This window comes from Cerasicoccus frondis (assembly GCA_031296915.1).
Lineage (GTDB): Bacteria > Verrucomicrobiota > Verrucomicrobiia > Opitutales > Cerasicoccaceae > Cerasicoccus > Cerasicoccus frondis.
This window is the reverse complement of the sequence record JAVDPC010000001.1, coordinates 61,823-87,409: the sequence shown is the minus strand read 5'-3', so window position 1 is coordinate 87,409 and position 25,587 is coordinate 61,823. Positions and strand designations below refer to the sequence as shown.

26 protein-coding genes and 1 riboswitch are annotated in these 25,587 nt (G+C 55.4%); of the genes, 16 read left to right on the top strand and 10 right to left on the bottom strand.

What is annotated here, in order from left to right; all coding sequences use genetic code 11:
• The first annotated feature begins 75 nt into the window (after window positions 1-75).
• The 5 genes from RBB63_RS00400 to RBB63_RS00380 all read left to right on the top strand — a co-directional run bounded on the left by RBB63_RS00400 (window position 76) and on the right by RBB63_RS00380 (window position 4,160).
• Window positions 76-852: an FkbM family methyltransferase gene (locus RBB63_RS00400; protein WP_309379964.1), complete on the top strand. Its 777-nt coding sequence runs from the start codon at window positions 76-78 to the stop codon at window positions 850-852.
• 495 nt (window positions 853-1,347) lie between these two features.
• Window positions 1,348-1,908, top strand: coding sequence for a hypothetical protein (locus RBB63_RS00395; RefSeq protein WP_309379962.1), 561 nt, complete (start codon window positions 1,348-1,350; stop codon window positions 1,906-1,908).
• 75 nt (window positions 1,909-1,983) lie between these two features.
• Window positions 1,984-2,637, top strand: coding sequence for a glycoside hydrolase family 3 protein (locus RBB63_RS00390; RefSeq protein ID WP_309379960.1), 654 nt, complete (start codon window positions 1,984-1,986; stop codon window positions 2,635-2,637).
• 117 nt (window positions 2,638-2,754) lie between these two features.
• Complete coding sequence (locus tag RBB63_RS00385) at window positions 2,755-3,093, top strand: hypothetical protein (RefSeq protein WP_309379958.1); 339 nt, start codon at window positions 2,755-2,757, stop codon at window positions 3,091-3,093.
• A gap of 59 nt (window positions 3,094-3,152) precedes the next feature.
• Window positions 3,153-4,160, top strand: coding sequence for a uracil-DNA glycosylase (locus tag RBB63_RS00380; protein WP_309379956.1), 1,008 nt, complete (start codon window positions 3,153-3,155; stop codon window positions 4,158-4,160).
• A 9-nt stretch (window positions 4,161-4,169) separates the two neighbouring features.
• Here RBB63_RS00380 and RBB63_RS00375 read toward each other — a convergent pair whose 3' ends face one another.
• Window positions 4,170-4,763 (bottom strand): type VI secretion system tube protein Hcp, encoded by a 594-nt coding sequence (locus tag RBB63_RS00375; protein ID WP_309379954.1) that lies wholly within the window; start codon window positions 4,761-4,763, stop codon window positions 4,170-4,172.
• A gap of 11 nt (window positions 4,764-4,774) precedes the next feature.
• The gene (locus tag RBB63_RS00370) at window positions 4,775-6,277 is read right to left on the bottom strand and encodes a hypothetical protein (protein ID WP_309379952.1); all 1,503 of its coding nucleotides are present in this window, start codon (window positions 6,275-6,277) and stop codon (window positions 4,775-4,777) included.
• 132 nt (window positions 6,278-6,409) lie between these two features.
• Here RBB63_RS00370 and RBB63_RS00365 point away from each other — a divergent pair, with 132 nt between their 5' ends.
• On the top strand, window positions 6,410-7,330 hold the full coding sequence (locus RBB63_RS00365) for an alpha/beta hydrolase (RefSeq protein WP_309379950.1): 921 nt from the start codon (window positions 6,410-6,412) through the stop codon (window positions 7,328-7,330).
• A gap of 17 nt (window positions 7,331-7,347) precedes the next feature.
• Here RBB63_RS00365 and mnmM read toward each other — a convergent pair whose 3' ends face one another.
• From mnmM to RBB63_RS00350, 3 genes are all read right to left on the bottom strand, one after another.
• Window positions 7,348-7,911: a tRNA 5-(aminomethyl)-2-thiouridylate-methyltransferase MnmM gene (gene mnmM, locus RBB63_RS00360; protein WP_309379948.1), complete on the bottom strand. Its 564-nt coding sequence runs from the start codon at window positions 7,909-7,911 to the stop codon at window positions 7,348-7,350.
• Window positions 7,912-7,916: 5 nt separating this feature from the next.
• On the bottom strand, window positions 7,917-8,978 hold the full coding sequence (locus RBB63_RS00355; protein ID WP_309379946.1) for an NAD(P)/FAD-dependent oxidoreductase: 1,062 nt from the start codon (window positions 8,976-8,978) through the stop codon (window positions 7,917-7,919).
• A gap of 82 nt (window positions 8,979-9,060) precedes the next feature.
• Entirely contained in the window at window positions 9,061-12,525 is a 3,465-nt protein-coding gene (locus tag RBB63_RS00350; RefSeq protein ID WP_309379944.1) for a PPi-type phosphoenolpyruvate carboxykinase family protein, read from the bottom strand.
• A gap of 248 nt (window positions 12,526-12,773) precedes the next feature.
• Between RBB63_RS00350 and RBB63_RS00345 the strand changes: the two genes are divergently transcribed.
• From RBB63_RS00345 to RBB63_RS00315, 7 genes are read left to right on the top strand one after another with little or no spacing between them, the layout of a single operon-like run.
• A complete protein-coding gene (locus tag RBB63_RS00345) occupies window positions 12,774-13,304 on the top strand; it encodes a GbsR/MarR family transcriptional regulator (RefSeq protein WP_309379943.1) in 531 nt (176 codons plus the stop codon).
• Window positions 13,305-13,340: 36 nt separating this feature from the next.
• Window positions 13,341-13,517 carry a hypothetical protein gene (locus tag RBB63_RS00340; RefSeq protein ID WP_309379941.1) on the top strand — a complete coding sequence of 59 codons (177 nt, stop codon included), beginning with the start codon at window positions 13,341-13,343 and terminating at the stop codon, window positions 13,515-13,517.
• Window positions 13,518-13,541: 24 nt separating this feature from the next.
• Entirely contained in the window at window positions 13,542-13,985 is a 444-nt protein-coding gene (locus RBB63_RS00335; protein WP_309379939.1) for a hypothetical protein, read from the top strand.
• On the top strand, window positions 13,982-14,170 hold the full coding sequence (locus RBB63_RS00330; RefSeq protein ID WP_309379937.1) for a hypothetical protein: 189 nt from the start codon (window positions 13,982-13,984) through the stop codon (window positions 14,168-14,170). Before RBB63_RS00335 ends, RBB63_RS00330 begins: the two co-directional genes overlap by 4 nt.
• Window positions 14,171-14,202: 32 nt before the next feature.
• On the top strand, window positions 14,203-14,973 hold the full coding sequence (locus RBB63_RS00325) for a DUF2071 domain-containing protein (protein WP_309379935.1): 771 nt from the start codon (window positions 14,203-14,205) through the stop codon (window positions 14,971-14,973).
• Window positions 14,974-15,024: 51 nt separating this feature from the next.
• Entirely contained in the window at window positions 15,025-15,468 is a 444-nt protein-coding gene (locus RBB63_RS00320) for a hypothetical protein (protein WP_309379933.1), read from the top strand.
• Window positions 15,469-15,520: 52 nt separating this feature from the next.
• Window positions 15,521-16,924 (top strand): exopolysaccharide biosynthesis polyprenyl glycosylphosphotransferase, encoded by a 1,404-nt coding sequence (locus RBB63_RS00315; RefSeq protein WP_309379931.1) that lies wholly within the window; start codon window positions 15,521-15,523, stop codon window positions 16,922-16,924.
• Here the strand turns inward: RBB63_RS00315 and RBB63_RS00310 are convergent.
• Entirely contained in the window at window positions 16,918-17,364 is a 447-nt protein-coding gene (locus tag RBB63_RS00310; RefSeq protein WP_309379929.1) for an acyl-CoA thioesterase, read from the bottom strand. The genes RBB63_RS00315 and RBB63_RS00310 overlap by 7 nt on opposite strands.
• A gap of 223 nt (window positions 17,365-17,587) precedes the next feature.
• Window positions 17,588-17,701: riboswitch (TPP riboswitch) on the top strand.
• An 87-nt stretch (window positions 17,702-17,788) separates the two neighbouring features.
• On the opposite strand from RBB63_RS00310, the gene thiC reads away from it, so the two are divergent.
• Window positions 17,789-19,711 carry a phosphomethylpyrimidine synthase ThiC gene (gene thiC, locus RBB63_RS00305; protein WP_309379927.1) on the top strand — a complete coding sequence of 641 codons (1,923 nt, stop codon included), beginning with the start codon at window positions 17,789-17,791 and terminating at the stop codon, window positions 19,709-19,711.
• A 121-nt stretch (window positions 19,712-19,832) separates the two neighbouring features.
• Here thiC and RBB63_RS00300 read toward each other — a convergent pair whose 3' ends face one another.
• From RBB63_RS00300 to RBB63_RS00285, 4 genes are all read right to left on the bottom strand, one after another.
• Complete coding sequence (locus tag RBB63_RS00300) at window positions 19,833-20,660, bottom strand: type II secretion system protein (protein WP_309379925.1); 828 nt, start codon at window positions 20,658-20,660, stop codon at window positions 19,833-19,835.
• Complete coding sequence (locus RBB63_RS00295; protein ID WP_309379923.1) at window positions 20,657-21,979, bottom strand: hypothetical protein; 1,323 nt, start codon at window positions 21,977-21,979, stop codon at window positions 20,657-20,659. The genes RBB63_RS00300 and RBB63_RS00295 overlap by 4 nt, the downstream gene beginning before the upstream one ends.
• Before the next feature lie 22 nt (window positions 21,980-22,001).
• Window positions 22,002-23,072: an autotransporter outer membrane beta-barrel domain-containing protein gene (locus RBB63_RS00290; protein WP_309379921.1), complete on the bottom strand. Its 1,071-nt coding sequence runs from the start codon at window positions 23,070-23,072 to the stop codon at window positions 22,002-22,004.
• 173 nt (window positions 23,073-23,245) lie between these two features.
• Entirely contained in the window at window positions 23,246-23,608 is a 363-nt protein-coding gene (locus tag RBB63_RS00285) for a lycopene cyclase domain-containing protein (protein ID WP_309379919.1), read from the bottom strand.
• A gap of 125 nt (window positions 23,609-23,733) precedes the next feature.
• On the opposite strand from RBB63_RS00285, the gene RBB63_RS00280 reads away from it, so the two are divergent.
• Window positions 23,734-24,510: an ABC transporter ATP-binding protein gene (locus RBB63_RS00280; protein WP_309379917.1), complete on the top strand. Its 777-nt coding sequence runs from the start codon at window positions 23,734-23,736 to the stop codon at window positions 24,508-24,510.
• Window positions 24,511-24,577: 67 nt separating this feature from the next.
• Window positions 24,578-25,585, top strand: coding sequence for an MlaD family protein (locus RBB63_RS00275; protein ID WP_309379915.1), 1,008 nt, complete (start codon window positions 24,578-24,580; stop codon window positions 25,583-25,585).
• Window positions 25,586-25,587 lie beyond the last annotated feature (2 nt).

The following is a 25,587-nucleotide window of genomic DNA, read 5'->3' as shown; positions in this document are numbered from 1 at the left end:
TTTGGTTGGCTGGGGGGAGGGCTTGGGCTTGGCATTGTGCTGGCAGGCGTTAGTGGTTGAGTCAATCACACTGCTATGATCAAAAAAATCGCGAAGCTGCTCGCCCCCAGTAAGTTATTGGAAGAATTTCGCCAGGTGCGGCATTTCTACCGCTACGCGCGCTACGATCCGTTTCGCGGGTTTCCCTCGCAGGCCAAAACTTTTCAGGCGCTGAGGGACTTGGGCTGGCGGCCAGGCTGCTGCATCGATGTCGGCGCTTATGAAGGCAAGTGGGCGGAGTTCTTTGTTGGCTGTTTCCCGGATTCGCACGTGCTAATGGTGGAGGGGCAGCCAGGAATGTCCGCGCAGATCGACAAGGTCGTGGCGGAGCATCCAGATCACTTTGGCTACGAGATCGCACTGCTGGGGGCGGAGGATGGCGCCGAGGTTGTTTTCCACGAAATGAAAACCGGGAGCTCGGTGTTTGAGGAAAATAGCAGCGTGGCCCGCAATTCGGTGAAACGCTCATTGACGACTTTGGATACATTGCTCGAACGACACCCCGACTTCCAGCAAGCGCAGTGCCTAAAGCTGGATACGCAGGGCTATGAGCTGGAAGTGCTCCGGGGGGCGGCCCGACTGTTAAGGCAGGTGGAGGTGGTGTTGATGGAAGTTTCATTGGTGGCGGTGAATCAAAATGCCCCGCTTTTGGCGGAGGTCGTGGCGTTTATGGATGAGCGAGGGTTCAAGGTGTTTGATTTTTGCAGTCAGATTCGACGAAAGGACAAAGTGCTTTGGCAGACGGACCTTTTGTTTATTCGAAAGGGTTCGGCGCTGGAGCCGGAGGCGCGCCTGACGGAGATAAATTGGTGATTTAACTGCCAGAGGGGAGGGGGGGGCTGAATGTGAATTTGAGCCGTGGATTGCGGGATTTGGGCGCAAAGAGAGGCACGCGACGCTTTGTTGGGAGCATTGCGGAGGAGCTGGCGCAAGCCAGTGGCGGCAACGTTTCGGGTGAAACAATGCAATGATTGACTAGGTAGTGTTTGGATTCGGGGCGATGCTGGGGGAGCGGCGATCATGGCCGGCCGGATTTAATCCCGCACAGCGGGACCAGCAACGCGCTCGCGAATGGCGCGCTAGGCATAGGAGGAAGCGGGCTAACGGACGCTACGGCGGCCGCCCGCCAAGGGAATGTTGGCGATAATGAGATGGCATGATGTGAACAATATAGCATTGTCCGGCGGCGTCAATAGGTTTGTGGTAAAATGTTCACTTTTTTATGCTCATGGACTGTCCCTTTGCAACACTCCCGAAACGACGTTTTTGTTGGTTGACGCATGTTGGGCGTCACCTTTTCATACGAAAATGTATTTCCGCCCACTCTCTTATTTACTCGTATGGCTGTTGTGTAGTCAGGCGGGCGCGGTGCTCAATTTCACGCTCTATCAGTACGCCACGGATGTTGTGCTGGAGGTTGAGGGGAGCGTCAATTTAAGCGGTCTGGATTTTGAGGCAGTCGGTGTGATTAGCGCCTCGATCAATCCTGGCGAAGGCTCTCTCGGCGCCACGAGTGGCGCGGTCTGGGGCTATTCCGGGATGACGGGGCCTGACAACTTCGGCTCCGGAACGTCCATTGGCGCAACGAATTTCGATGGTGATGTGGTGGGCATTCTGGGCGGCTATGGCTTACTCGTTCCAGAAAACTACGACAGTGGCGATCCAATCGCCGCGCAGGCAGTCTGGGAGTTAACGACTTTGGCCGAATTAGGCGTAACGCCGGGAACCTATGAATACACATGGTCGGGCGATTCGGTCATCCTGACGATTGTCCCCGAGCCAGCTTACTCCGGGTTGGGAATCGGCTTCGCTATGGCGGGTTTGTTGATTTGGCGCTGTCGGCGTAAGGTGGGGGAGTATTCAGCGTAATCGTTGGCATCGCGCATTTCTTTCTTTTAAAGCTAAGGAGCATGACCTGTACTAGTGGAAATCTCTGGTTGCGTCATGATAAGATACCTCCTGTTTACACTCTCGACTTTATTGTGCTGGAATGCGCTGTGTGCCCGCACGTGGACGGACGCGCAGGGGCGCACATTTGACGGCGAATATATCAGCGCCGATGTCGACGAAGTGCGCGTGCGGCGAGGCGTTGATGGCATGGTGTTTCGTTTGCCGATTGCTCAACTATCACAGCAGGATCAGGATTTCGTTTACGAAAAATTGGGACTGCATTGGCTAAAGATCGATTCCATGAAGGGAAAGGGCGCCTTTCGCGGGGTCATTGACGCCTATTGGGTCGCCCATGAAGACCGGATAACGATTACCGTGCGCACTTGGAGTGTCCGCTTTCCGGGTGGCCAGCACAGCGATGAAACGTTGGTGGCGGTTTACTTTGCCTTCGCCGCCTACCGTTACGGACATTGGACGACCGTCGAGGAATCCGAGCGTGTGAAGCTCGATCTTCGCAACCATACAGGTGAACTGCTTATGCTCAAGGACCTGAACTTCACGCTGGATCTGAATGATCCTCAGCGTAAAGGCTATGCATTAGACGAGCTCTGCCTGGTGGCAAATTACATCGGTGATGACAATGGGCAGGAGTTCTTCAACTCCGATTACGCGGACACCTATGCTTTTTCCGGCAAGCCCCGGAAATGATAGCGTTGTTTTCCCAGCTGTCGGAACGCGCATCAGGATGGAGCATGACTATTAGTAGCCCGCCTACTGGTCCGGCTTGGATTTTGATTTTGCCGCTGATGGAGTTTGATTGGCAGGATGACTAATTATCAACCGCCCGTCTTACTCGACTCACTCCGTCCACTGCGTTCGGTTTTTCTGATACTCGCCATACTTGGCTTCTGTCTGATCAATGGCCCATTTCTCTATGTCGCGCTCTTTGATCGGGCGACTTATGACGCGGGCATGAGCAATGGCCTGGCTCAAATCTTCATGGCTGAGGCGTTCTTGCTGATGTTTTTCTTTGCCTTCCTGATGGCCAAACTTGGCCTGAAAAAGCCGGGCTGGGTATTTTTTATCGTGATGTCATTACTTGGCAGCATGGCCTTCAGCATTCCGCTGCAGATCTACCTTTGGCTACGACCACGAAATGCCTGATTAAAAGAGTCCGCGCGTTTTTCCTTTAATCTTTTTCCTTTAATCTTTTTCCTCTTCCTATGCGTGCGCAGTTGGAAGCAGTCATTGATGAGCTCAAGCGCTGGCGGGATGCCGGTCAGGGGGCCGTTTATTTGCAGCCAGGCACGATGGAGGCCATCAACGCCAAGGTGGAGGCCATTCGGGCTGCGGCGCCGCCGGAATCCCTGCCAGAAAACCAACGACGCGAGATTGAGCCTGCCTTTGAGGGGCGGCATGCGCCGGGCCGTCGCCCCCGGATCAAACAGGATGCCGACCTGATTAAGAATTTCATCGCTGAGGCGGAGAAATCTCCTGGCTCAGCGCCAGTCAAAAAGAAGGCCGCCAAGAAAACCGTGCAAAAGGGACAGGGCTTGCCGCCGGGCGTGAAGGAAATCCCTGCGCCCTCGGCCTTTGAGTTGCCCGAGGGCGACAAGCAGGCGCAGTGGGATTGGCTCCGTGAAAAGGTCTTGGCGGACGAAGTTTGCAACGAGCACCTGCGCCCGGGCAAAAAGGTCGTCTTCGGCGTTGGCAATATTGATGCGGATATTTTCTTCTGCGGCGAAGCGCCGGGCGAGGACGAGGAAATCCAGGGCGAGCCGTTTGTTGGCAAGGCCGGGCAACTGCTCGATAAGATCATCGGCGCCATGGGCGTGAAGCGCGAGCAGACCTACATTGGCAACATCATGAACTGGCGGCCCGAGCACGATAAGCCCTATGGCAACCGCGCCCCCGTCGAAGCCGAGATCAATTACTGCCTGCCGTACCTGATCGGCCAACTGGAGATCGTGAAGCCCAAGGTGATCGTGGCCCTCGGCCTAACTGCAGCCAACGGTTTGCTGGGCTACGACCCCGACCGCCGCATGGGCAAAGTTCGCGGGCAGTGGCTGGAGTTTTCCGGCGTGCCGCTGATCATTACCTACCACCCTAGTTACCTGCTCCGCAACCAGACCAACCAAGCCAAGCGCCTCGTGTGGGAGGACATGCTCCTGGCGATGGAAAAGGTCGGCCTGCCGATCTCGGAGAAGCAGCGCGGGTTCTTTCAGAGCTGATTGATCAGCTTATTCCACTGCGTATTCGGCAGCATTCTTTACCCGGCTCCAGATGGCAGATGGATTGGCTACGGGCTCGCCGGTTTGTGGATTGGTGCTGAACGTTTTTAAATCCATGGCGCCCCATTCAAGGACGACATTGAACACGCCGCGATCACCCTCGACGCCTTCCAACTGAATTTCACTCACGTAAACCAGCAGAAGCTTCAGCTCCAGGAATACTTCCAAATTAGAGGTAGTGTTGCTGGAGTCATTGTCACGAACGCCTCTCAAGATGACTTCAGGGATATGGGTGCCGCGCAACATGTTTTGAAACAGACCGGGCAGGGCTTTGCTATCGGTTTGAATCAGCAGATAAATAGGCTCCAGGGCAACCTTGCCAATTGGACTTCCGCTGGCCGCTGCGCCGATATCGACCGGCAAATTCCCGCCAAAGTTAAATGTGGTGACCTCAACCTGTCCTTCATAGTCTGCGGCGGTCACCGATCCCTGGACGGTGTCAGTTGGGAACTCCAGATAGTAGCTGATGCTTTGCGCGCTGAGCGCCGGGCATAGCAGGCCGAGGAGGAGGGCGGATAGTGGAAGTGCTTTGCGAATATTCATGAGCATAATGATTAGTTGGAAATGGGTGGCAGGTATTCGATGATGATGCGACCGAAGCGGGTGGGGCCAGGGGATGGATCATCCACAGCGAAAATGGCGCGTCCGCTGTCGGACTCATCCCGATAGGCGATGCCGATGTCGGAAACGCGGTCCCATTGGACCATGTCGTTGGAGAATTCGGCGTGGTAAAGGACGGGCGCGTCCGTGCGGGCGCCCAGCGCGATGCGCAGCGCATTGCCCTGCAGAAAACCGTTGGGCGCAAACGCGAAGTCCTGCGGCTCGCGGTTTTCGCGGGTCGGATCATGGCCGTAGGCGAACTCCTCGAGGAGGGTCAGGCCATCGCCGTCCTGATCGCTGTCGAGTTCGGCATTTTCGCCGACCAAACCCATGGCCGCAACCCATTCCAGGAATGCGAGGCGCTGAATGTGGCTAATGCGGACAGAGAGCGGGCCGCCCTCGGCGACTGGGATTGCTTTGGAGAAGAAGACATAGCGGGCCCTCGGGGGAACGGTGACAATGGATTGGTCGCCGATGAGGAAATCTTGCGCGATGTTCGTTGGCGTGCTGATGGTTGAGTCCTCACCCTGGACAAAGGAGGTGTAGAAGCCGACGCCAGCGGCGATGGCCGTGGGCAGGCGTTGAAACTGATCACTGGGCCGCAGCTCTTCGGTCGACATGAACACGCCGAGCAGATTGTTCAGCCGATCATTGTAGAGCGATACGCCCAGGCGCTCAAAGAGCAGGATGTCACCCGCCCGCAGAGCTGGAAAATAATCGAGCAGGTCATGGGCGTTTTCGTGGTCTTCCGTGGCGGTCAAGGTGGTGTTGGTTCGGTAGCGTGCGCCGAGTCCTTTGTGCAGATAGGTGTCGGTGGGGGAGATTTCCACTGTTTCGGAACTGACAATTGGCAGCTCGGGCAAGGGCAGGGTCTCGGGCTTGAATTGAAACTCCAGATCGCCAATGAAAAACGGCACGCGCTGCTGTGTCGTTTGGTCAACCGCGTAGATCAGGATCAGGAAAAGCTGTGAGTCTGGGTCGATGCCGCCGACGTAAACCGGTTCGCCATCGCTGAAAACATTGGTGCGGTAAACGAATTGGTAAGAGGGGCTGAAGAATTCGATGACAAAGCGGGTGCTGCCGACCGTAGCTGGCTCCATGACGGCGCCAAAGCCCTGGACTGCACTGGAAAGGTTGAGCTGAAAGCTGCTCTGGGAGCCGTTGACCACATAGACGCCGGGTAGCGGCGCATCGGAGCGGTCAATGAGTTGTGGGACGTCGCCTCCGTTGGCGGGAATGGTGACGGTTGGCCCGCCTATGTCGGTGGGAAAGGGCTCAGTGAGCGGCAACGTTTGGCTGGGAGGCTCTGTCAGGTAGTCCGCCCAGATTATCACGCTGTCCGAGCGCAGGTTATTGATGTTGGAGACTGCAAACGGCTTGCCGAAGCACTGGCATGATAATGCCAGGAACAGCATTATCCCCAAAAAACGCGGACCAAAAACGCGGTGGGAAATCATAGAGTAGTGTTAGCGAGTAGTTAGTTACTTTATACCTTAGCTAGGTTTTGGCTAATCACGAGCTTTTTCACGCGCAAAATGTATAGTATGATTGACAATCATAGGCTTGATTGAGTTAGTCGTGATATCTACATGAAGTCCCCTTGCTTGTTCATTTTGCTCCTGCTTGTAATCCCCGCCTCGATGAATGCCCAAAGCTTTCAACGTTCAGATGTGCAAACGGAGATCAGTGAGCAAGGCTGTCAGGTGGATCGTTTTACGCTCTACTCCCGATCGATGGAGCGGGACATCAAGGTGGTCGTTGTTCTGCCACCGGTCTATAATCGCGAGCCCGCTGCGCGCTTTCCGATCCTCTATACGCTGCATGGCTACGGTGCGCCCTACGACACCTGGGCGGTGATGTCGAAGCTGCAAAAGGAGCTCAAGACCAAGCCATTCATTTACACCTGTTTCGACGGTGATGTCGGCTCGTATTACATCGATTCGTTTTATCCAGCGAAAACAGCGCGCAATCAGGAAGCGCGTGCGGACGAGACGCCGAAGAAATCGCTGTTCAAAACGTTTTTCTTCGACGAGTTTATGCCCGCAATCGACGAATGGTATCGCGTTAATCCGGACAAGCGCGCGGTCACTGGTTTTTCGATGGGCGGCTGTGGCGCAATGAGCTTTATGCTCGAAAAACCGGCTCAATTTTCCTCGGTCAGTGGGCTGTCTTCCACGTATTTTGACTACATGGACCCCCATGCGAAATCGACAAGGATCATGCTCGAATACCTTGGGCCACAGAATGAGTTTCCCGAGCGCTATGCTGCGCACGACCACTATCAGCGGATAGAGAAGCATCTGGCTGCCGGTGGAACGTATCCGCCGATTTATCAGCACATTGGGACGGAGGATTTCCTGCTGGAGCAAAATCACAAGTTCCGCGACTACGCCGAGGCGCAAGGGCTCGACCTGACTTACATGGAATCACCCGGTGGGCATGACTGGAAATTCTGGCATCCGGCCAGTGTCGGCGTCGCCGAGTTTCACTGGGCGCATTGGCAGGACTGAGCCCTTGGACCTGCTACTCAGCGGTAGCAGGAAAGTAGACGTGGGCTGGTTTCGGTGGGGAATTCGCCGTCGTTCCACTCTACCTGGGCAAAGGCGCCATCGACTTCGGTGAGCCAGCGGGTAATCATGCGCTCCTCGTCGTGACCGCCCTCGTGGCCGCGATAGATTAGCACGGACAGGAGCCCGCCGGGCGCCAGTAGCCTGATCGATGTATCCAACGCCATGCGGGTCGACTCTGCCTGCGTGATGACTTCTTTGTCCGAGCCTGGCAAGTAGCCGAGGTTGAACACAATGGCCTTCACGCGGTGGAGCCAATTTCCGGGCAGCACTTCGAGCATGTCGGCGTGGTCCGCCTGAATCAGCTTAACTTGCTCCGTTTGCTGGGCGTCTGTCAGGCGCTGCGCGGTAGTCTTTAGGGCGGCATTTTGTCGGTCGATGCCGAGCACCAGTCCGGTTTTGCCGACTTTCTGGGCGAGGAAAAGCGTGTCGTGGCCGTTGCCGGCAGTGGCGTCGATGGCGTAGTCCCCAGGTTGCAAGACTGCGTCCAGTTGCTCGTGCACGATGTGGGTGAGGCGAGGCATGGTAATCATTTTTTCTTCTTGTAGGGCGGCCTTTGGCGGAAGTCGCATTCTTCCGGCAGCGGGGCGCCGTTGATCAAGTTTTCCGTAAACTGAAGGGCCAACCAGGGGACAAACACGTTGCCCTTGGAGCCGAAGCCATTGAACACGCCGAGGCGTGGATGCTCTGGATGAAAGCCTGCGCGTGGCACGTGATCTCCGGTGGAGCAGCGCACCCCAGCGCGTCGGTTAACGACCGTTAGGCGATGCTCGGGCAGGGTGGCTGCGACTTTGCTCAGGATTTCCTCACAGCCTTCGTCGGTCGTTTCGAAATCCGTCTGACCACGCCCATAAGTGGAGCCGCACCAAGCTGTGCCGTCGGGTTGCGGGATGATCCACTTGCTGCGGTTGATCGGGTGTGTGGGAAATGCCTGATCGGACGACACCGTCAGGATTTGGCCTTTGTTGGGCTGGAAATTGAAGTCTTTAAACCAAGGGTTTTCCAGAATGCGGAACCCCTCGGCGAAGATGATGCGCTCGGCGGATTCGTCGCGCCAGCGGACGCCATTATCGGTCAATTCCAGCTCCTCGTAAACAAACTCTGCGGCGCAAAGCATGCCTGCGGAATCAAAATGATCCCGCAAACAATCCAGCAACGGATTCATCTCGACGTAGCCGCTGCGAAAAATCTTCAGGCCGCCGAATTCGTCGCTGAGAGGCGCGTTGGAGCCGGGTGGTTCGAAAGAGCCGAGGAATGGCTGAAATCGCTCATCCGCCTGCCGTTGCTCGAGGAAGGCGGCTTCCTTCTCGTTGTTCACCAAGCGGAGGATGGGCGTCTGGTGGAAAAAGGTCCGCCCAAATTCATGTTCCATCCGGGCGAAGAAATCCAGCGTGGCGGGCAGGCAGTCTTCGATGCGCCAGGCAAGGTTGAGCCGTTGCCCCTGGACTGGGTTGACCATGCCTGCCGCGACGCGCGAGGAACTGGTCCGATGCCCGTTATCGATGATGCGCACGTGGTGGCCACGCTGAGCGAGTTCCCACGCGAGAACGCTGCCAGCCAAGCCTTGGCCGACGATTAGGGTTTGAGTCATTGGGATTTTGAAAGTCTCTTGCCGAGCCCTCAGCTAGGGTCATTCCTGGACTGAGGGCAGGGCGAAAGACGGGGGCTGATGCTTACTGATAGAGGTAAGGATCAGCGCCAATGGTGCCTTCGAGCTGCTTGACGCGGCCTTCCGCGCGGAAGACGCCCAGCGTTTCGATGGCGTGTTGCAGGCGTGCGTTGAGCTCCGTGCATGCCTCGGATTGGTTGTGAGGGCAGAGTTTTTCGATCTCGGCCTTCAAGTAAGATTCGTGGCGCTCCCAGAGCTTGACCTCGACGTCCTTGCGCTGTTTCAGGCGGGCCTGATACCAGTCGCTCTCCATGAGCGCCTTGCGCGAGAAGAGGTTGCGGATATCCGGATCGGATAGGCCTTTGCCCTCGAATTCACCGTCCCTCATGATGTGAAGGAGGGCTTTGAGTGGTGGGCAGGCGCCTTCGATGGAGCCGTCCTCAAAGTAGAGTTCGGCGACGCGCTTGTGGACGCCCAAGATGTTGTCCATGCCGTCGGCGTAAACGTCGAGGCCTTGCAATTCGGGCTTGAGCATTTCATCGGTCAGCACTGCGGCCGGGTTGCCGAAGACGCGGCCAAAATAATGGCGCACAAAGCGGTCCGTAATGCGGTAACCGAGGATGCTGGACTTAATCGTTTTGCCTTCGAACTCGACGTCCGGCACCGGCTCAAGCATGCCGTCTTCGATCAAGGCTTCCGGGTCGCGTTCGCGTGGCTTCATGCGGCTCCAGACTTCGGGCACGAGCAGTGAAATGTCGTGGTCAACGCGGTTCTTCGGGCCAACGTATCCGGCGGCGGTGATGAACGGCTGATAGCCGGTGAGGATGAAGGAAACGAGCGCGTTGTTCAGGTCGACAATCGGAGGCAGGCAGTTGAAGGGGCCCTTGGTCAAGGCGCCTTCGGAACCGGCTCCAGTTGTTGACGGGCTCTTGCCAGTCATCGAGGAGATGACTTCCATGAAGAACTCCGGCAGCGGCAGGAAGTGAATCGGGTTGAACACGGCCAGCGAACGAATGCCTGGCTCCGGTGGATTGTTGCGGCGGCCCGGCAGTACGGCGTTGACCGGCATGGGGATTTGCTTGCCGTTTTCGATCCGACGGAACAGGCGCACGCCGATGTTGCCAAGGTAGAAATGGCGCGGATCGACCAAATCGTCGCGGTCCTGCAGGTAGCGTGGGTTCTTGGTCGGCTTACCGTCGACTAGGCGCGGGTTGGAGTTGACGACCATGTATTGGCTGCGCTCGTCGGCGAGGAATTCCTTCATTGCCGTTTGCATCGGCTCGGTGAATTGCTCGAAGCGAATCGCGTCTTCGGTCATGTCCTGCACGAATGCGCGGCTCAAGCCCTCGTAGTTCGAGAAGAAGTTGCCGGCCTTGGACATGTCGAGCTCGGTGCGCTTGTCATAACCACGGGTAATGGCGTCATCCGGACGCTGGAACAGGCGGAACTCGCAGTTTTCGATGAACTTGACGGACGAGTTATTGTAACGCGTGTTCAGGTTCTCGATTTTGTCTGCGGGCATGACCACTGCGGCGGAAATGTCGTCTTCGGTCTGGAGCTTGGCGGCGGGGTGGAAGTCCTTGCGGAGCCCAAAGATACGCCACGAACCATCGGCATTGTAGCCTACGCGCAGGTATTGCGTGATGAGGCGCATATCCTTGTATTTGAGCCAATTGCCGGAGGAACCATTGACCGAGTCCACGCTGAAGCGGCTGCGCCATTCGCCTTCCCAGTCTTCTTTATAGAAGCGCTTGAGGATGAAGACGAGCTCCTTGATGTAGAAGGGAATCTCGCGGAGCCACTCGTTGTAATCGTCGGTGTATTCCGGCGCGGGGGTCAGCAGTTTGATGACCGAGCCAAGCGTGCGCTCTGGGCCGAGGATTTTGCGGCCATGCTCGCGATTCTTGGAATCGTCCTTGAAGCGCATGCCGTATTCCTTGCTGATGATTTCCTCCACGCGGTCGAAGTCGGCCTCGAAGTCAGCCACGATCACCGGCGCGTAAATAATCGCGTCAGAAATGGACTTGGAAATTTCGGATTTACCGCCGCCCGATACGGTGCAGGGCTTGTGGCAGAAAGTGCCTTCGGCGGAGGTGCCCACTAAACGCCAACGACGGCCTTCGGTTGCGGGACGCAGCATCTCAATCTTGTATCCGGAAGGCAGGACGTAAGTGACATGAGGTTTCAGGCGCATGCAGACGCGGCCGTCTTCCTTGCCCCAGCAAACGGTTTGTTCAGCCAGGGAAATCTCGGTGTCTTCGGGCACGTAATGGATGTCCGGATACTCCTTGTCGACGGCGTAACCTTCGGGTTGACGAATGACCTTGTCGCCGAGGAGCTGCATTGCCTGCTCAAAGGTGTGGTCGAGCTCGGGGATGAACTTCGCCAGTCGAAATTCTTCACCAAGGTCATAGCTGGGGAAGGCGATGGCGCCGCCTGCGTGCTCTTCTTCGGCCAGACCATAAAGGTTGGCGGCAAAGCTGATCTGCGTCTTCACCTCCTTTTTGCAGTAGCCGAAGTAATTGTCCGCAATGATGGTGATGACCACGCCGGAGGCATCGCGGCAAGTCAGCTTGAAGGCGCCGCCGTCATTATAGAGTTCATCTTCCTTTTCCCAGCACATGCCGTCGCGCTTTTGCAGGTCGGTTGCCTCTTCGATGTGGGGCAGGCCGAGTTCGCGCTTGGTGAGGGTAATCAGGTGTGGTGCGAGGATTACGCAGCCAGTATGGCCAGTCCAATGGCGAACATCGAGCGCGGCGTCATTTTCCGGCAGGAATGGGTCGCCGGCATTGCCGAAAATGGATTCCACGAAGTCGAGGTTGGCGACCATGTTGCCCGGGGCGAAGAAGCGGACTTCGTAGCGCTTTTCCGAGATGATGCCTTCGACGCCGGGGCAAACGACCGGACGCATGAGCAGCGAGGTCCAAACTTCGGCTGGCTTGTCCAGCGAGGACGTGAAGGGAAGCTGTTTAAGCGCTGAAGGCGGCTTGAGCGCCGCAGTCAACATGCGGGCGAAGGTGACCTTGGGGACGGACTTTTTGTCGGCTGGAATGGGCAGGCCGCCTTCGGTTACGTGGAAGACGCCTTTGGTGGTGCGGCGATCATTCTTCGGGTTGTGCAGCACGCCATTGTGGACGCGGTAGCTATTAATGATGTCTGAGGCGAAGTCTTCCTTGTCCGGCGGGATCGACAGCACGCGGGCGAGGCCATGGCGGTCCAGGCAAAGGGTGTTGGAGGGCAGGCGTGGGCGCGGCTCCTCGGCTGGCAGGTCTTCCAAATACTTGTCGATAAAGTCCTGCGCGCGCTGATCAACTGGGCTCAGGTGGCCGGAAAGCAGGCGCGATTGCTCCTGATACTCAGCCAGGATGCCCTTGGCCAGGCGCATGAACGGGTAATTCGACAAATCGCCAACGATTGGCTGCTTGAGCGCGGCGAGCTTCAGATTGGCGTACTCAATCAGGAAGGGGTCGCGAGAAATGGCGCGGCGTTCTTCATTCGGTAATAGTCCGATAGCGGTTTCCAAGTTCATTAGGCAGCTAGGTTGGTGGTTTCTTCGGTTACAGTGAAAGTCTTCGTCGACAGAGCAAAAACAGGGCCAAGTATCAGCACAATGATATTCGAAATTGCTTCAGAATTTTTGCTTTTGCATAAGCTAAAGTAATGCATTAAATGCATAGAATTAGGTAAATTGAGTTCATGTCAACCTTTCCCGACGAGAATTTCTGAATTAATTGCGCTTGACGAATTTGTATTTTCGGTAAATATTGAAAATGAAGAATGAAAAAAGAAGAGACAGTCGTAACAGAACTTGAACAGGCTCGCGAAGACTTCATCCGCCAATGGGGCGCGATGGGCAGCGCCTGGGGTATTAATCGCACGATGGCGATGATTCATGCGACGCTCATGACCAGCACGGGGCCGATGAATACGGACCAGATTATGGAATTGCTCCAGATCAGCCGTGGCAACGCCAACGCCAATCTGCGCGAATTGGTAGGGTGGGGCTTGCTGCGCCCCACCGCGCTCAAGGGCGAGCGCAAAGACTATTATGAGGCGGAGAAAGACGTCTGGAAGATGTTTTGCGCGATTACACGCGAGCGCAAGCGCCGGGAGATTGAGCCCGCGATGGCGGTGCTCGATGACTGCGCGGCACGCACCAGCAAGCTCCCCGGAGCCGAGGCCAAAGAGTTTTCCCAAATGATGAAAGATCTCGGAGAATTCGTTTCCGTCGCGTCTTCCGTAATGGATCGTATTTCTCGATCTGAGCGCAGTAAAGTCGTTCCCACCGCCCTGAAGTTCTTCGGATAAGGGTTAAAGCATCAACATTCTATTGAAATCAACGTCATGAATATAATTTTCAAAATTAATCGAAAATACGAAAACAATGAACGCCCATTGGATCGCGCCATCGGCATTGCGCCAGTCGCGAATCGTAAGCGTCGACGTCGTCTTGGGCATGCTCTGGGCTACTTCAACGGCGACAACTGGGTAACCTTTTATTTGAACTTAATTTTCAGATAATCCTGAAAATATAGAACTAAAATTTTGGAGGAAAAGATGAAAGACAATTTTGATATTTTGGACCTACGAGCCCGCCGCATTGCACTGACAATGGCCATTGCGAACACTTTGCTGGGGATCGCGATTGTGGTTCATGCGCTCTACCTGGTGGCAACGCTGGTCTTAGCGATTGTGCCGATCATGGGTTATGGGATGCTGATCGGCTATTGGCAGCGCTTCGCTCATAAGGGTGCGCCACGGAACTGGCTGTGGATCAACACGATCTGGTTTAATCTAATCCCGCTCTTGCTGCCACTGTTAGCGCCGGAGCTGTTCGGTGAGCCATGGCTTTACGCTGTGCTTGCCTGGAACGGATTGATGGTCACCGGCGCCTATTTTGCAAAGAAATGGGACGCCAGATTAATCACGCTGCTGACCGCGCCCAAAGCCGGTTGGCTGGAACGCATCGAGGAGGAACTACCGGCATGAGAGCGCTTCCAGGCATGCTGTTGCTGATGGTCGGCGCGGCCTACATGGCCTTTCCAACGATTCTCGTCACCGGGGCCGCGCAATTGCTCTTTCTCGGCATTGCTGGTCTCGGGCTGCTTCCGGTTGGTTTCTTGATCGGAGCCCTGCTGATGATGGCGGGCGCCCGAGCGTTGAAGACCAGATGAAGCAAAAACCAAACGCTTAACGAATACTCGCCATGCTACTGAAACTAACCGAACCACCCCGCCACAATGCGCCTCCTCACGAGCGCGCGGTGGAAACCATGAACGCAGAAGGCGGCCCGCTGATGTATGCTGGCTGGCGTGACGTGTTGATGCTGCATTTTATCATCGAGCCGGAGGAGTTGCAGCCTCACACGCCGTTTCCACTGGATTTGTTCGAAGGACAAGCGGTGATTACGCTGGTCTTTTTCCAGATGACAGATTTGCGACTGGCGCGTTGGCCAAACTTGCCGCATTGGCTGCTCAAGCCTGGCGAGCACATCTTCCTGAATGTGCGAACTTACGTACGCGTAAATGGCGAACCCGGCATTCATTTCTTGCGGGAATATGTGCCCAAGCTTCTGGCCCGGATTGCGGGCCCGATTACCTATGGATTGCCCTATAAGTGGACCACGATGCATTATGCGCACGAGCAGCATAACCGTCGATTTCAAGGCGAACTGGCTCGCGGCGGCATCGCAATTGTCGCCGACTATGCGTTCGCGCCGGACCCTGCTGACGAGGACGGCTTCAACGAATTTGTCTTGGAGCGGTATATTGCTTTCAATCGCCGGTTGAGGCAGACACTGCGTTTTCGCGTTAAGCACCTGCCGTGGCAAATGCATCGGGCGCGGCTAAACGTTTGGCGTGATGACTTGTTGCGCGCGGCGCTGCCTTTTTGGACAAAAACAGAGTTTGTACGGGCCCACTTCACGCCTGGATTTCCCGACGTTGGAATGGGGAAGCCGCAACGCATCGCAGCCTGACTTTGTTAGATAAAAACAACTGAACTAAGCTTTGCATAACACCGAAGAACCATGAATACGACACTGACCACAAATTTGCTTTATGTCGCGGGAACGGGGCAAATCTTCATCGCCCTGATCTATGAATGGGTGCGCCGCATTCTGTATTGGGATGCAGGCATTGCCGCGATGCCGACTAGGCTGAATCAGCAAATTGCGCACACCTACAGCCGCTACATCCAAGCCTTGAATTTCTTCTTTGGCGCCATCACCATCTTATTTGCAGACGCTTTTTTGCAAGAACCCCGCTTGGGCGCTGCGTTGGCGGGTCTGTTGACACTCTATTGGGGTATTCGAACAGTCATTGCGCTGACTTATTACGACATTGGTCCAATCGTTAAGCAACGGACGTTATTCCGCTATGGGAATTATGGCTTTAACTTGTTGTTTGCCATGCTGGCGGCGATCTACGGTTGGACAGTCGTAAATGCATGGTTCATTCTGAAATTGCAGTGAATTTTACCGGTTGCCTTGTGTAAACTGACTCCTACGTTAGGGTATAGTTTCTATGATTGATCGTCGCTCTCAGGGACTATTGACACTCCATGGATGCGTGGTAATCGCGGTGCTTAATGCGCTGTTCGTCTGCCAGGCAGTTATTGGCGTCGAATATACGGAACGCTATAACTATGAGCTGATTAACTTCCCGCTCTACTTGATGGGGATTACCGCCAGCGGCATTATTTTTTTCCAGTTCTACACGCTGTTGGCGCCTGGATTGTTCCGCCGACATCAGGCGCGGATATTTCAAGTGACGAATCTGCAAACGGCCGTGTTGCTGGTCATGATGTTTGGCATTATTTTCGCAACGAAAGACAAGGGGATTTCCCGTATCTTCGTAGGCGCCTACCTCGTTTTCAGTTACTTGCTGCTGTTTGCGCTCAATTCTATGCTTCCGCGCATCATCTCTCAGCTTCTGTTTAAGCGTGGCAACACGCGCCGCTGCCTCGTGGTGGGCAGCAGGCAGAACTTTGACCGCATGAGCGAGTGGATTGAGGGGAAGAAATCACTGGGTGTTGAGCTAATCGGCCTGGTGGACACTGCGGTGGAGCCAAGTGCGGAAGTCGCCGAGGGCTTTGTGGGTAATGTTGGGCAATTGGAGGAGCTGGTCTCGAAGTATTACGTGAATCAGCTAATCCTATTGGAGACCAAGCAGTCCAAACTCTGGGTCCAAAAAATCATGGGTGTGGCGGAAGAGCAGGGCTGTCAGGTGCTCATTTACAATCCCTGGGCCGAATTCTTCGAGCAGCCGTTGACCTCGGTCAAGGACGGGCCGCACACTTTTTTCATTCCCCGCGAAGAACCGCTGGAGAATCCCTTTAACCGCATAGTGAAGCGTGCGCTGGATCTGATCATCGCGACGCCGGTCCTGCTCCTCATCCTGCCGCCACTGATCTTATGGGTGCGCAGTCGTCAGCGTAAGGAGTCGCCGGGCTCCGTCTTTTTCCGCCAGGAGCGTCGCGGCTACAATAAGACCATTTTCACGATCTATAAATTTCGCAGCATGCATGTGAAAAACGACGATGAAGCGCGCCAGGCCAGCAGGGGAGACCCGCGCGTTTTTGCGTTTGGCCAATTTCTTCGGCGGACCAGCTTGGATGAGTTGCCGCAATTTTGGAACGTATTCAAGGGCGAGATGAGCATTGTCGGCCCCCGCCCGCATTTGCCGCAACATGACAAGCTATTTGGCGAAGCGGTCCGCATCTACCCTCAGCGCCATTTCGTGAAGCCAGGCATCACTGGACTGGCGCAGTGTAACGGCTTTCGGGGAGAAATTACCCAACCGGACATGATTCGCGACCGGGTGCAATACGACCTGGAGTACATCACGGAGTGGTCACTCTGGCTGGATTTGGAAATCATGGCCCAGACGTGCAGGATTCTGCTCCATCCCGACGAGAAAGCTTACTGATCAACCGCTTCGGCCAGCTCGACCAATGCTTTGGCGAGCTCGGGGGAGATTTCTGCCGATTCGATGGCGCCGGTATCTGGGTTTCGTTTAGCGAAAACGGTGGTCATTGAGGCCGTGGCGACATGGACTGGCGCATCTTCCCCTAGGCGATAAATGCGGAAAGCATACTCCACAGCGCGGATTTTTACCTGCTTAACCGTGAGTTGCACCTCGACAATGTCTCGAAAATGCACGGGTGCATGAAACTCTGCGCTCACGCGAACGCGCGGCCAGCCGGCCGTGACGCCGTTCTCGCTCTCAATCATTGGCGCGCCCAGGGACTCGAACAGTTCAGCTTCGGCGGCCTCCATCCAGCAGAAGAAATTCGTAAAATGCGCAATGCCAGCCATATCGGTTTCACTGAATTCGACTTTCTTCTGAAAGGTAATGGATGCGCTCATACCGTTAGTGTGGCGTAAAGTTTTTACTGCACAATGGAAATTCCCCTTTAATTTAACGGGGAAAAGCCGATTAAATAGGTATGCAAGATAGTGATAAAGGCAGTGAACGAGTAACGCCATACATCCTCCAAGGCATTGCTTTGGCTGTAATCGCGGTTATCTTACTGGCGTTGATGCCAGGCTGATTTTTCCATTGCCTAGTTCTGTTAGTTGATTTTCGCTAGTAGCACAATTGGGGAGCCCGGCGCGACGGGCTGAGATGGCAGGGCGAGCGCCCGCCGAACCCTTGGAACCTGATGCGGGTAATGCCGCCGAAGGGAAAAATTATGGAACTCACTCTGCGACAATCGACCCATTGCGAATCGGCGACGTGCCGGGGCGTAGCGTTGTCGTCCAACGAAACTTGCAACCGGCTTTAATTACGATGAGCGAAAATAACGGCGCCGCCAAAACTTCTCTGTTCCCGAACTCTCAGCGCGTCTATGTGACGGGCTCCCGCGAAGACATCCGCGTGCCGATGCGCGAGATCACCCTCAGCGACACCAAGCGCCCCGACGGCTCCACCGAGCCCAATGCGCCCGTCCGCATCTATGACACCTCCGGCCCTTGGGGGGACCCCGATTTCCATGGCGACGTGACCCAGGGCCTGCCAATCGTGCGCCAAAAGTGGATCACGGAGCGCGGCGACGTTGAGGAAATCGAAGGCCGCGAATTCCGCCCGATTGACGACGGTTACCTGTCCGAAAAGCACCGCGAGCGCGCCGAAAAGGAAGGCGCCCGCAACCGCATCGAATACTTTGCCCGCGGCAGCCGCAAGGTGCTCCGCGCCAAGCCGGGCGTGAAGTCCGTCAGCCAGTTGCATTATGCGCGCCAGGGCATCATTACGCCCGAGATGGAATACATTGCCATCCGCGAAAACATGAAGCGCCAGCAGTTGCGCGAGGAGATGATGTCGTCCGCCGAATGCGCTGGCCTGCCGTCCACCGACCTTCGCAAGCAGCACCCGGGCGAAGGCTTTGGCTGCTCGATCCCAGAAGAGATCACTGCTGAATTTGTCCGCGACGAAGTGGCCCGCGGCCGCGCAATTATCCCGGCCAACATCAACCACCCGGAGCTCGAGCCGATGATCATTGGGCGGAACTTCCTGGTGAAGATCAACACCAACATCGGCAACAGCGCCGTGGCTTCCTCGATCGAAGAAGAAGTCGAGAAGATGCGTTGGTCGGTCAAGTGGGGCGGTGACACGCTGATGGATCTTTCCACCGGCAAAAACATTCACCAGACCCGCGAGTGGATCCTGCGCAATTGCCCGGTGCCGGTCGGCACAGTGCCGATTTATCAGGCGCTGGAAAAGGTCAACGGCAAGGCCGAGGACCTGACTTGGGAAATTTACAAAGATACCCTCATCGAACAAGCGGAGCAGGGCGTTGACTACTTTACGATCCACGCCGGCGTGCTCCTGCGCTACGTACCACTGACCGCCCGCCGTATGACGGGCATCGTGTCGCGCGGTGGCTCGATCATGGCCAAGTGGTGCCTCTCGCATCACAAGGAAAACTTCCTCTACACGCACTGGGACGAGATTTGCGAAATCTGCGCCGCCTACGATGTGTCGTTCTCCATCGGCGACGGCTTGCGTCCAGGCTCCATTGCCGACGCCAACGACGCCGCGCAGTTCGGCGAGCTGAAGACCCAGGGCGAGCTCACCGAGCGCGCTTGGGAATACGGCGTGCAGGTCATGAACGAAGGCCCTGGCCACGTGCCGATGCACATGATCAAGGAGAACATGGAAAAGCAGCTGGAGTGGTGCCACGAAGCGCCGTTCTATACGCTCGGGCCGCTAACCACCGACGTCGCTCCGGGCTACGACCACATTACCTCGGGTATTGGCGCGGCGATGATTGGCTGGTACGGCTGTGCGATGCTTTGCTACGTGACTCCGAAGGAGCACCTCGGCTTGCCGGACAAGGACGACGTCCGCGAAGGCGTGATCACCTACAAGATCGCCGCCCACGCTGCCGACCTCGCCAAGGGACACCCAGCGGCCCAATTCCGCGATAACGCACTCTCCAAGGCCCGCTTTGAATTTCGTTGGGAAGACCAGTTCAACCTCTCACTCGACCCGGAAAAGGCCAGAGATTACCACGACGCCACTTTGCCGATGGAAGGCGCCAAGACTGCGCACTTCTGCTCGATGTGTGGCCCGAACTTCTGCTCGATGAAAATCACGCAGGACGTCCGCGACTACGCCGACAAGCAAGGCCTCTCCGAACAGGAAGCCCTCGAACAAGGCATGCAGGAAAAAGCCAAGCAATTCTCCGAAAGCGGCGCCGAAATCTACCAGTAGGCAGCGTCCCGGCAACGTCCGGTTGCATCGAAAGATTTTGCTGCGCAAAATGGCTGTGAGGCAGGCTTCGGTTGGATCATTGCGCCAACCGAAGCAGCAGCTGTATTGGATGAAAAGTGCTCTAATAGGCGCGTTGGAGGTCGGAATTGGGGTTCCATGGGCCGTTCCAATCAATGTCACCGAACCAACCAACGCTATGTGGGGAGTTATCGTCCGAATAGACATTGTGTTCAGTTGAAACATCATTTTGTTCCTCGAAGGTGACGTGCCCATCGCCCCAAGCCACGATTGCCTGGCCGCGAAAGCGAAAATGGCAGGTTGGGGTGGCGATTTCGCCGAGATTGCCGTTTTGCAAATGTCGGTAGGGCACAGCGTTGCCGGTTTCCACGACACCGCCGCCTTTGACAATCGCGGTGGAAGTAAACATGACCGTGTTCGTGGCGTTTTCGATTCGGGACGGCAGGTTTCCACGGCAATACCAGGGAATGTAATCGTCGCGGCTTGCGCCGACTGCGACGGGGGCGTTCCAGAGATCGGCGCGCGCGCCATAGTAGGTGGCATTGTAGCCGTAACCGCCAGTGCCTTCGTCAAAATGATCGCCCGCGCTCGCTTCCAAAATGTCGGCAAAGACCGGGCAGATGCGCACTTGGCCTCCGTCAAGATAAGGGCTTAAATAACCGTCAGTTCCATCAAACTTGCTTCCATATCGCTTGCCATGCCAGTGAACTACATCACGGAAATCTGCATTGGGCGCAAAGCTTCCATTATCATTGGCGTAGAGTAAATTTGCGGAGGCAAGCTCACGAATATTGCTGGCCGACTCTGTTTTCTGCGCGGCAAAACGCGCCTCGCCTACGGCCATGGCCACCAATCCAGATAGTATGCCAATCACCGCTACGGATGTCAGCAGCTCAATCAGGGTAAAGGCCGGTTGGCGTCGGGACGTCATTCAATTGGCTCCAATTTGAGTCGGAAGAAGCGCCCGCCTGCACCAGCTCCAGGCATCACGACTTCCAGGTAAACATCTTGTAAGACCCCAAGACTGGCTTGCGGGGACTGGTTGATCGTTTGGTAAGCTGCAATCACGGTGTCGTCGAAATTCACAGCAGTCAACGGGCCAAAGCGAGCGGCTTCAATCCAGCTCTCTGCATCGAGATTCGCCAGTTGAGTTTCAACGACATAGATGACGTCTGCGTTTCGTTCGTCACGTGGGAAAACAAAGTGGAGGACGCCATCTTCAGCTTGCTCGATTCGCGTAACGGCATAGCCATCGGTTGTTTCGGGATCAAGCCGGAAGGCGTATTCAGCAAAATTGTTCCAACCGTCACCGTCGGGGTCTTCGCTGGCGATGAGTCCGCGGCCGTCGTTCCACTCATCATAGGTCAATGCTTGGCCAATGGCGCCGAGGGCCTCGATGTCTGCGCCACCGCTCCCCCAAGTCACCCAGCCATCGTAGATCGGGTTGCCCAAGCTATCGAGGAAATCACCGCTGCCGGGCACGTCCACCAACTTAATATGGGTGATCGCATTGATATCCAACTTGCCTTCGGCGACTAGCTCGTGATCGGCGAGCTCGGACAAGTCAAACGGCGTGCCCCAGCTATTGCCATAGGCATTTACATGCTTGCCTGCTAGGTTATAGACGTTTCGCGCATCGATGGTTCCGTAGGCGCCGACGGCTGACTCCGTTAGCGAGACACTGGGGAAACGGGCGAAATCTACGCCATTACTGGATACTTCGACGTAAGCCAGTTCCGCCCACACGCCGCCAATACCAGTACCGCCAGTATTATAGTTGGAGATGAATCCGTTTTCAAAGACAGCGAAATCGGCCCCAGTGAAATCCCGGATCGGCTCGCTAAAGCTCACGATCAAGGAGCCCGGTTCAAAATTAGCGCTAATGGCCTCGGCGTCGAGATCTCCCAGGGATGCGATGGCGAAATTGTCGCCCGTCACGGGGCCCAGTGTTTCGCCTGAAAATTGCCAAAACGGATCCACGACGGTTGTGCCGTCGGTGTGCGTGCCGAGGGCGGGGGAGTAGTTGACCACATCGTCCGCCCAGTTCAGGAAAATTGGATTCACGTAGGTTTCACCATTTGGGTTTTCATAGCCCGGCAGGTCGACCTTGCCTTCACCTCCAGGCCCAGTGAAGCCTGGTATCGGCGCATCGTATGGGTTGCTGTTGTCGTCAAGCCCAAGCGAATAGGGCTGAGCCGCCAAAGGCGCGCCCAACCCTATAAACAAGACTATGTGATAAAAGGTCTGCATCACGTTAACCATTTCTATCGTCCTACATACTAGTAGCAGAAGCACTACTTTTCTTGCGCTTTCGGCAGTAAACCAATCCGAATACCGATAAGCCGCCCACCAGTGCGTAATGCGCAGGTTCTGGCACCTGCATGGTGACTTCGATTATCGAGCCATAGGGTGAAAAGTAGAGTGGGTCGCCCTCGGTGAAATCACCTTCGATTGAAATGGGGCCATACCATCCATAGATGCCATCATCGGCGCTGCTCACAATGGTTTGATAGCCATCGGGAGAAGAGTCATCCACCATTCCCAGGATCGAAGACGAACCATTGGTAGTGAAAAATACATTACCCGCATCATCAACTGCGACCCCATTGCTGGTGCCTGGAAGCTGAAGAATAACTTCGGCATTGGCTAGTGTGAGGAAGGTGTCTTCTGCCCCGCCGGCTAAGTCGTTGAAGACGTTGGCGACGTCAGCTGCATCCCAGCGATAGAGGATGTTGTTGCTGGCTATCGCGTAATCGAACCTTGCATAGTATATGTCTCCGTTGGGTGCGATTGCCATGTAGGAAGAGTTGCCTCCAGTCTCGATGAGCGCGTCGTGCAAGCCGTCTTCACTGAAGCCAAAAATGAACGTGGACTGCCCATAGCCACCATTCCAAGGTTCACCCAAGCCGCTAACGTACAGCGTGTTATTATAGGTGGCGCCGCCGTAGGCATTGGTCATCTGCACACCGTCGCTCCAAGTGCTGGTCGAGGTGTTGTAGCTGTATATGTAGCTGTTGCCACCGTCCAAATAGGTTGCTCCGTAAAACATGCCTGATGCCGAGTCGTATATGCCAAATGGATCGCCAAACCCATTCGTCAATGCTCCATCTGGCTTGCCGATCGTGTTGGTCACGCCGGTGGCGACATCGTAGGTCGAGTAGCCTTGGCTGCCAGTCCAGTAGTGGATCAAGCCGCTACTGTAGGTGAATTGTCCATCAGCGCTTACGGATAGGCTTTGTGTGCTAATGAGACCGAAGGCCGATGATGATGATGCGGCTAGCGCTGCAGTAGCGGCAAAGAAGCGGCGTGACTTATTGAAGTTGAATGGGTGTAGATGTTTCATTGCTTTCATAATGGCAGTATTGTGCCAATAAGAAAAGATTCTGAACCTCATACGGCTAAGTCAACTTAGAATCATTGCGTTAGGCGCCCCTGCTGGAAATCAGTAGAACTGAATTAACGGTGCGTAGTTTTACTTATACAAAATTCTCTCAGAATAAGGAGTCGACTGGTGGCTCATTGAGCTTTACTGCCTGGCGCTGGTAAAAATCGCACGACCAATAAACAGACGAGGATCGATTCGATGACAAAAAACGAATACTCTTCGAAGGGGATATGTCCCAGCCAGGTTAGACCTTGTGGATTCTCCGGGCCAATGGCCATGCTACTGGCAGGGTAGCCCAGGCTGACGTCATCGCCAAACCCCCATACGCCAAGCCATACCGCATAGTTATCCCAGGGCGTGGTGAAGATAAAGGCAACGAGGCAGACGATCCCCATGCAAACCCAGTGCGCCCGCCGCAAACGAGGCCAGTTCCAGGCGAAGAGCGCCGCCACGAGCGGCAGGGTGAAGATTAAGTGGTAACTCCAGTAGGTCATGTTGGCGAGCCTGAGCCAAGAGAATGTTGCACCCTTTGTCGATGTAATGTGGGCGTCCTGGCAATTTGCGCATCAAAAACCTTGCCTTGCAAGGGCTTAACGGTGATGTTTGAGCGTGTTCTGCTATGGCTACTGGTGAACCAAAGATACGCGTCGAGCATCTGGATATGGCTTATGGAAGCTTTGTCGTGATGAACGATCTCAACTTCGAGGTCAACAAAGGCGAGGTGTTCATCATCATGGGTGGTTCTGGCTGTGGCAAGAGCACGCTGCTCAAGCACCTGATCGGCATCAAGGAACCTGCACGCGGAGAAATTTTCTACGATGGCGCCAACTTCACCTCAGCCGATGATGATGTGAAGAAAGAAATGCTCAAGGGCTTTGGCGTGACTTACCAAGGGGGAGCTCTCTGGAGTTCGATGACGTTGGCGGAAAATGTGGGTTTGCCTCTGGGCGAATACACGAATCTGAAGCCCAAAGAAATCCGCGAAGTCGCCAGTTATAAGCTATCGCTCGTTGGTTTGCGCGGGTTTGAAGACTTCTACCCTTCGGAGATTTCCGGCGGCATGTGCAAGCGCGCAGGGCTGGCGCGCGCAATGGCGCTCGATCCGGACGTTTTGTTTTTTGACGAACCATCTGCTGGCTTGGACCCGATTAGTTCACGTTTGTTGGACGACTTGATCCTTGAGTTGCGCGACTCTCTGGGCGCCACGTTTGTCGTGGTGACGCATGAGCTGGCCAGCATCTTTGCCATCGCTGATCGCGCGATCTTCCTCGACGCCAAAACGCGCTATCAGCTTGAGGTGGGAAATCCCAATGAGATGCGAGATCACAGCGAATTTGAAACGGTTCGCAATTTCCTGCTGAGAGGGGAGCTGGAGAATTCGGGCGCCGCTGTATAGATGAGATATTTTTCATGAAAATCTTTGCCAATCAACGCACGATCATTAATTACCTATCCATCTTTCTATGAGCAAGAAAGCTAACCCGGCAGTAATCGGAGGATTCGTTATCACGGCTATCGTTTTCGCGATTGCGGCGGTGGTGGTGTTTGGCTCAGGGAGTTTCTTTAAGCAACAGGCGGAGTTCGTCCTTTATTTTGACGACTCGGTCAATGGCTTGGCCATCGGCGCTCCCGTTAAGTTCAAGGGCGTGCCGATCGGACAGGTTAAAGACATCCTCATCCGCTTTAATCAAAAGGATAGCTCGGACGACAGCATACCCGTCATCATCGAAATCGACTTGAGCCGTTTACGGACGAATCTCGGCGTGGATGTCGATTTGGGTGACCCTGAGGTGTTAAAAGGGCAGGTGAACGACGGGTTGCGCGGAACGCTTCAGCAGGCCAGCTTTGTAACCGGTCTTTTGTTTGTGGAATTGAATTACGTCAACCCGGCTCCCCCCCCTCGGTACCGACAAGAGGGTGGTCTCGATGAAGAGTATCTTGAAATTCCCACGCTGCAATCGGGCCTCACTGAGATCATCAAGAAGGTCTCCTCGATGGTGAACCAGATATCGCAAATTGATTTTCGCGGACTTGGCATCAAGCTCAACGCGACCTTGGACAAACTGGATCGCGGCATAGGCCAAGTTGATTTCAAGGGCATTAGCGACCAAACCAAGCAAACCCTGAAGTCAATTGAAGATTTAGCGGATAATCCTGACCTGAAGAAAGCCTTTACCAGTCTCGATAAGACACTGGACGACCTGCAGGTGCTAATCAACAACCTGGACGGAGATGTCAGCGAGTTGGTGGCGGATATCCGGGTAACGCTCACCAGCGCACGTGGCACCTTGGATAAATTTAGTGTGCTGGCGACGGATGCAGACGGTATGGTCGCGCCGGACTCCAAGACGCGGTACGAGCTGAACAGTGCCTTGTCTGAATTTGCTGGCGCCATGCGTTCACTGCGCGTGCTACTTGATTATTTGGAGCAGAATCCAAGCGCAGTCCTTACCGGCAAGCAGGAGAATTAAGC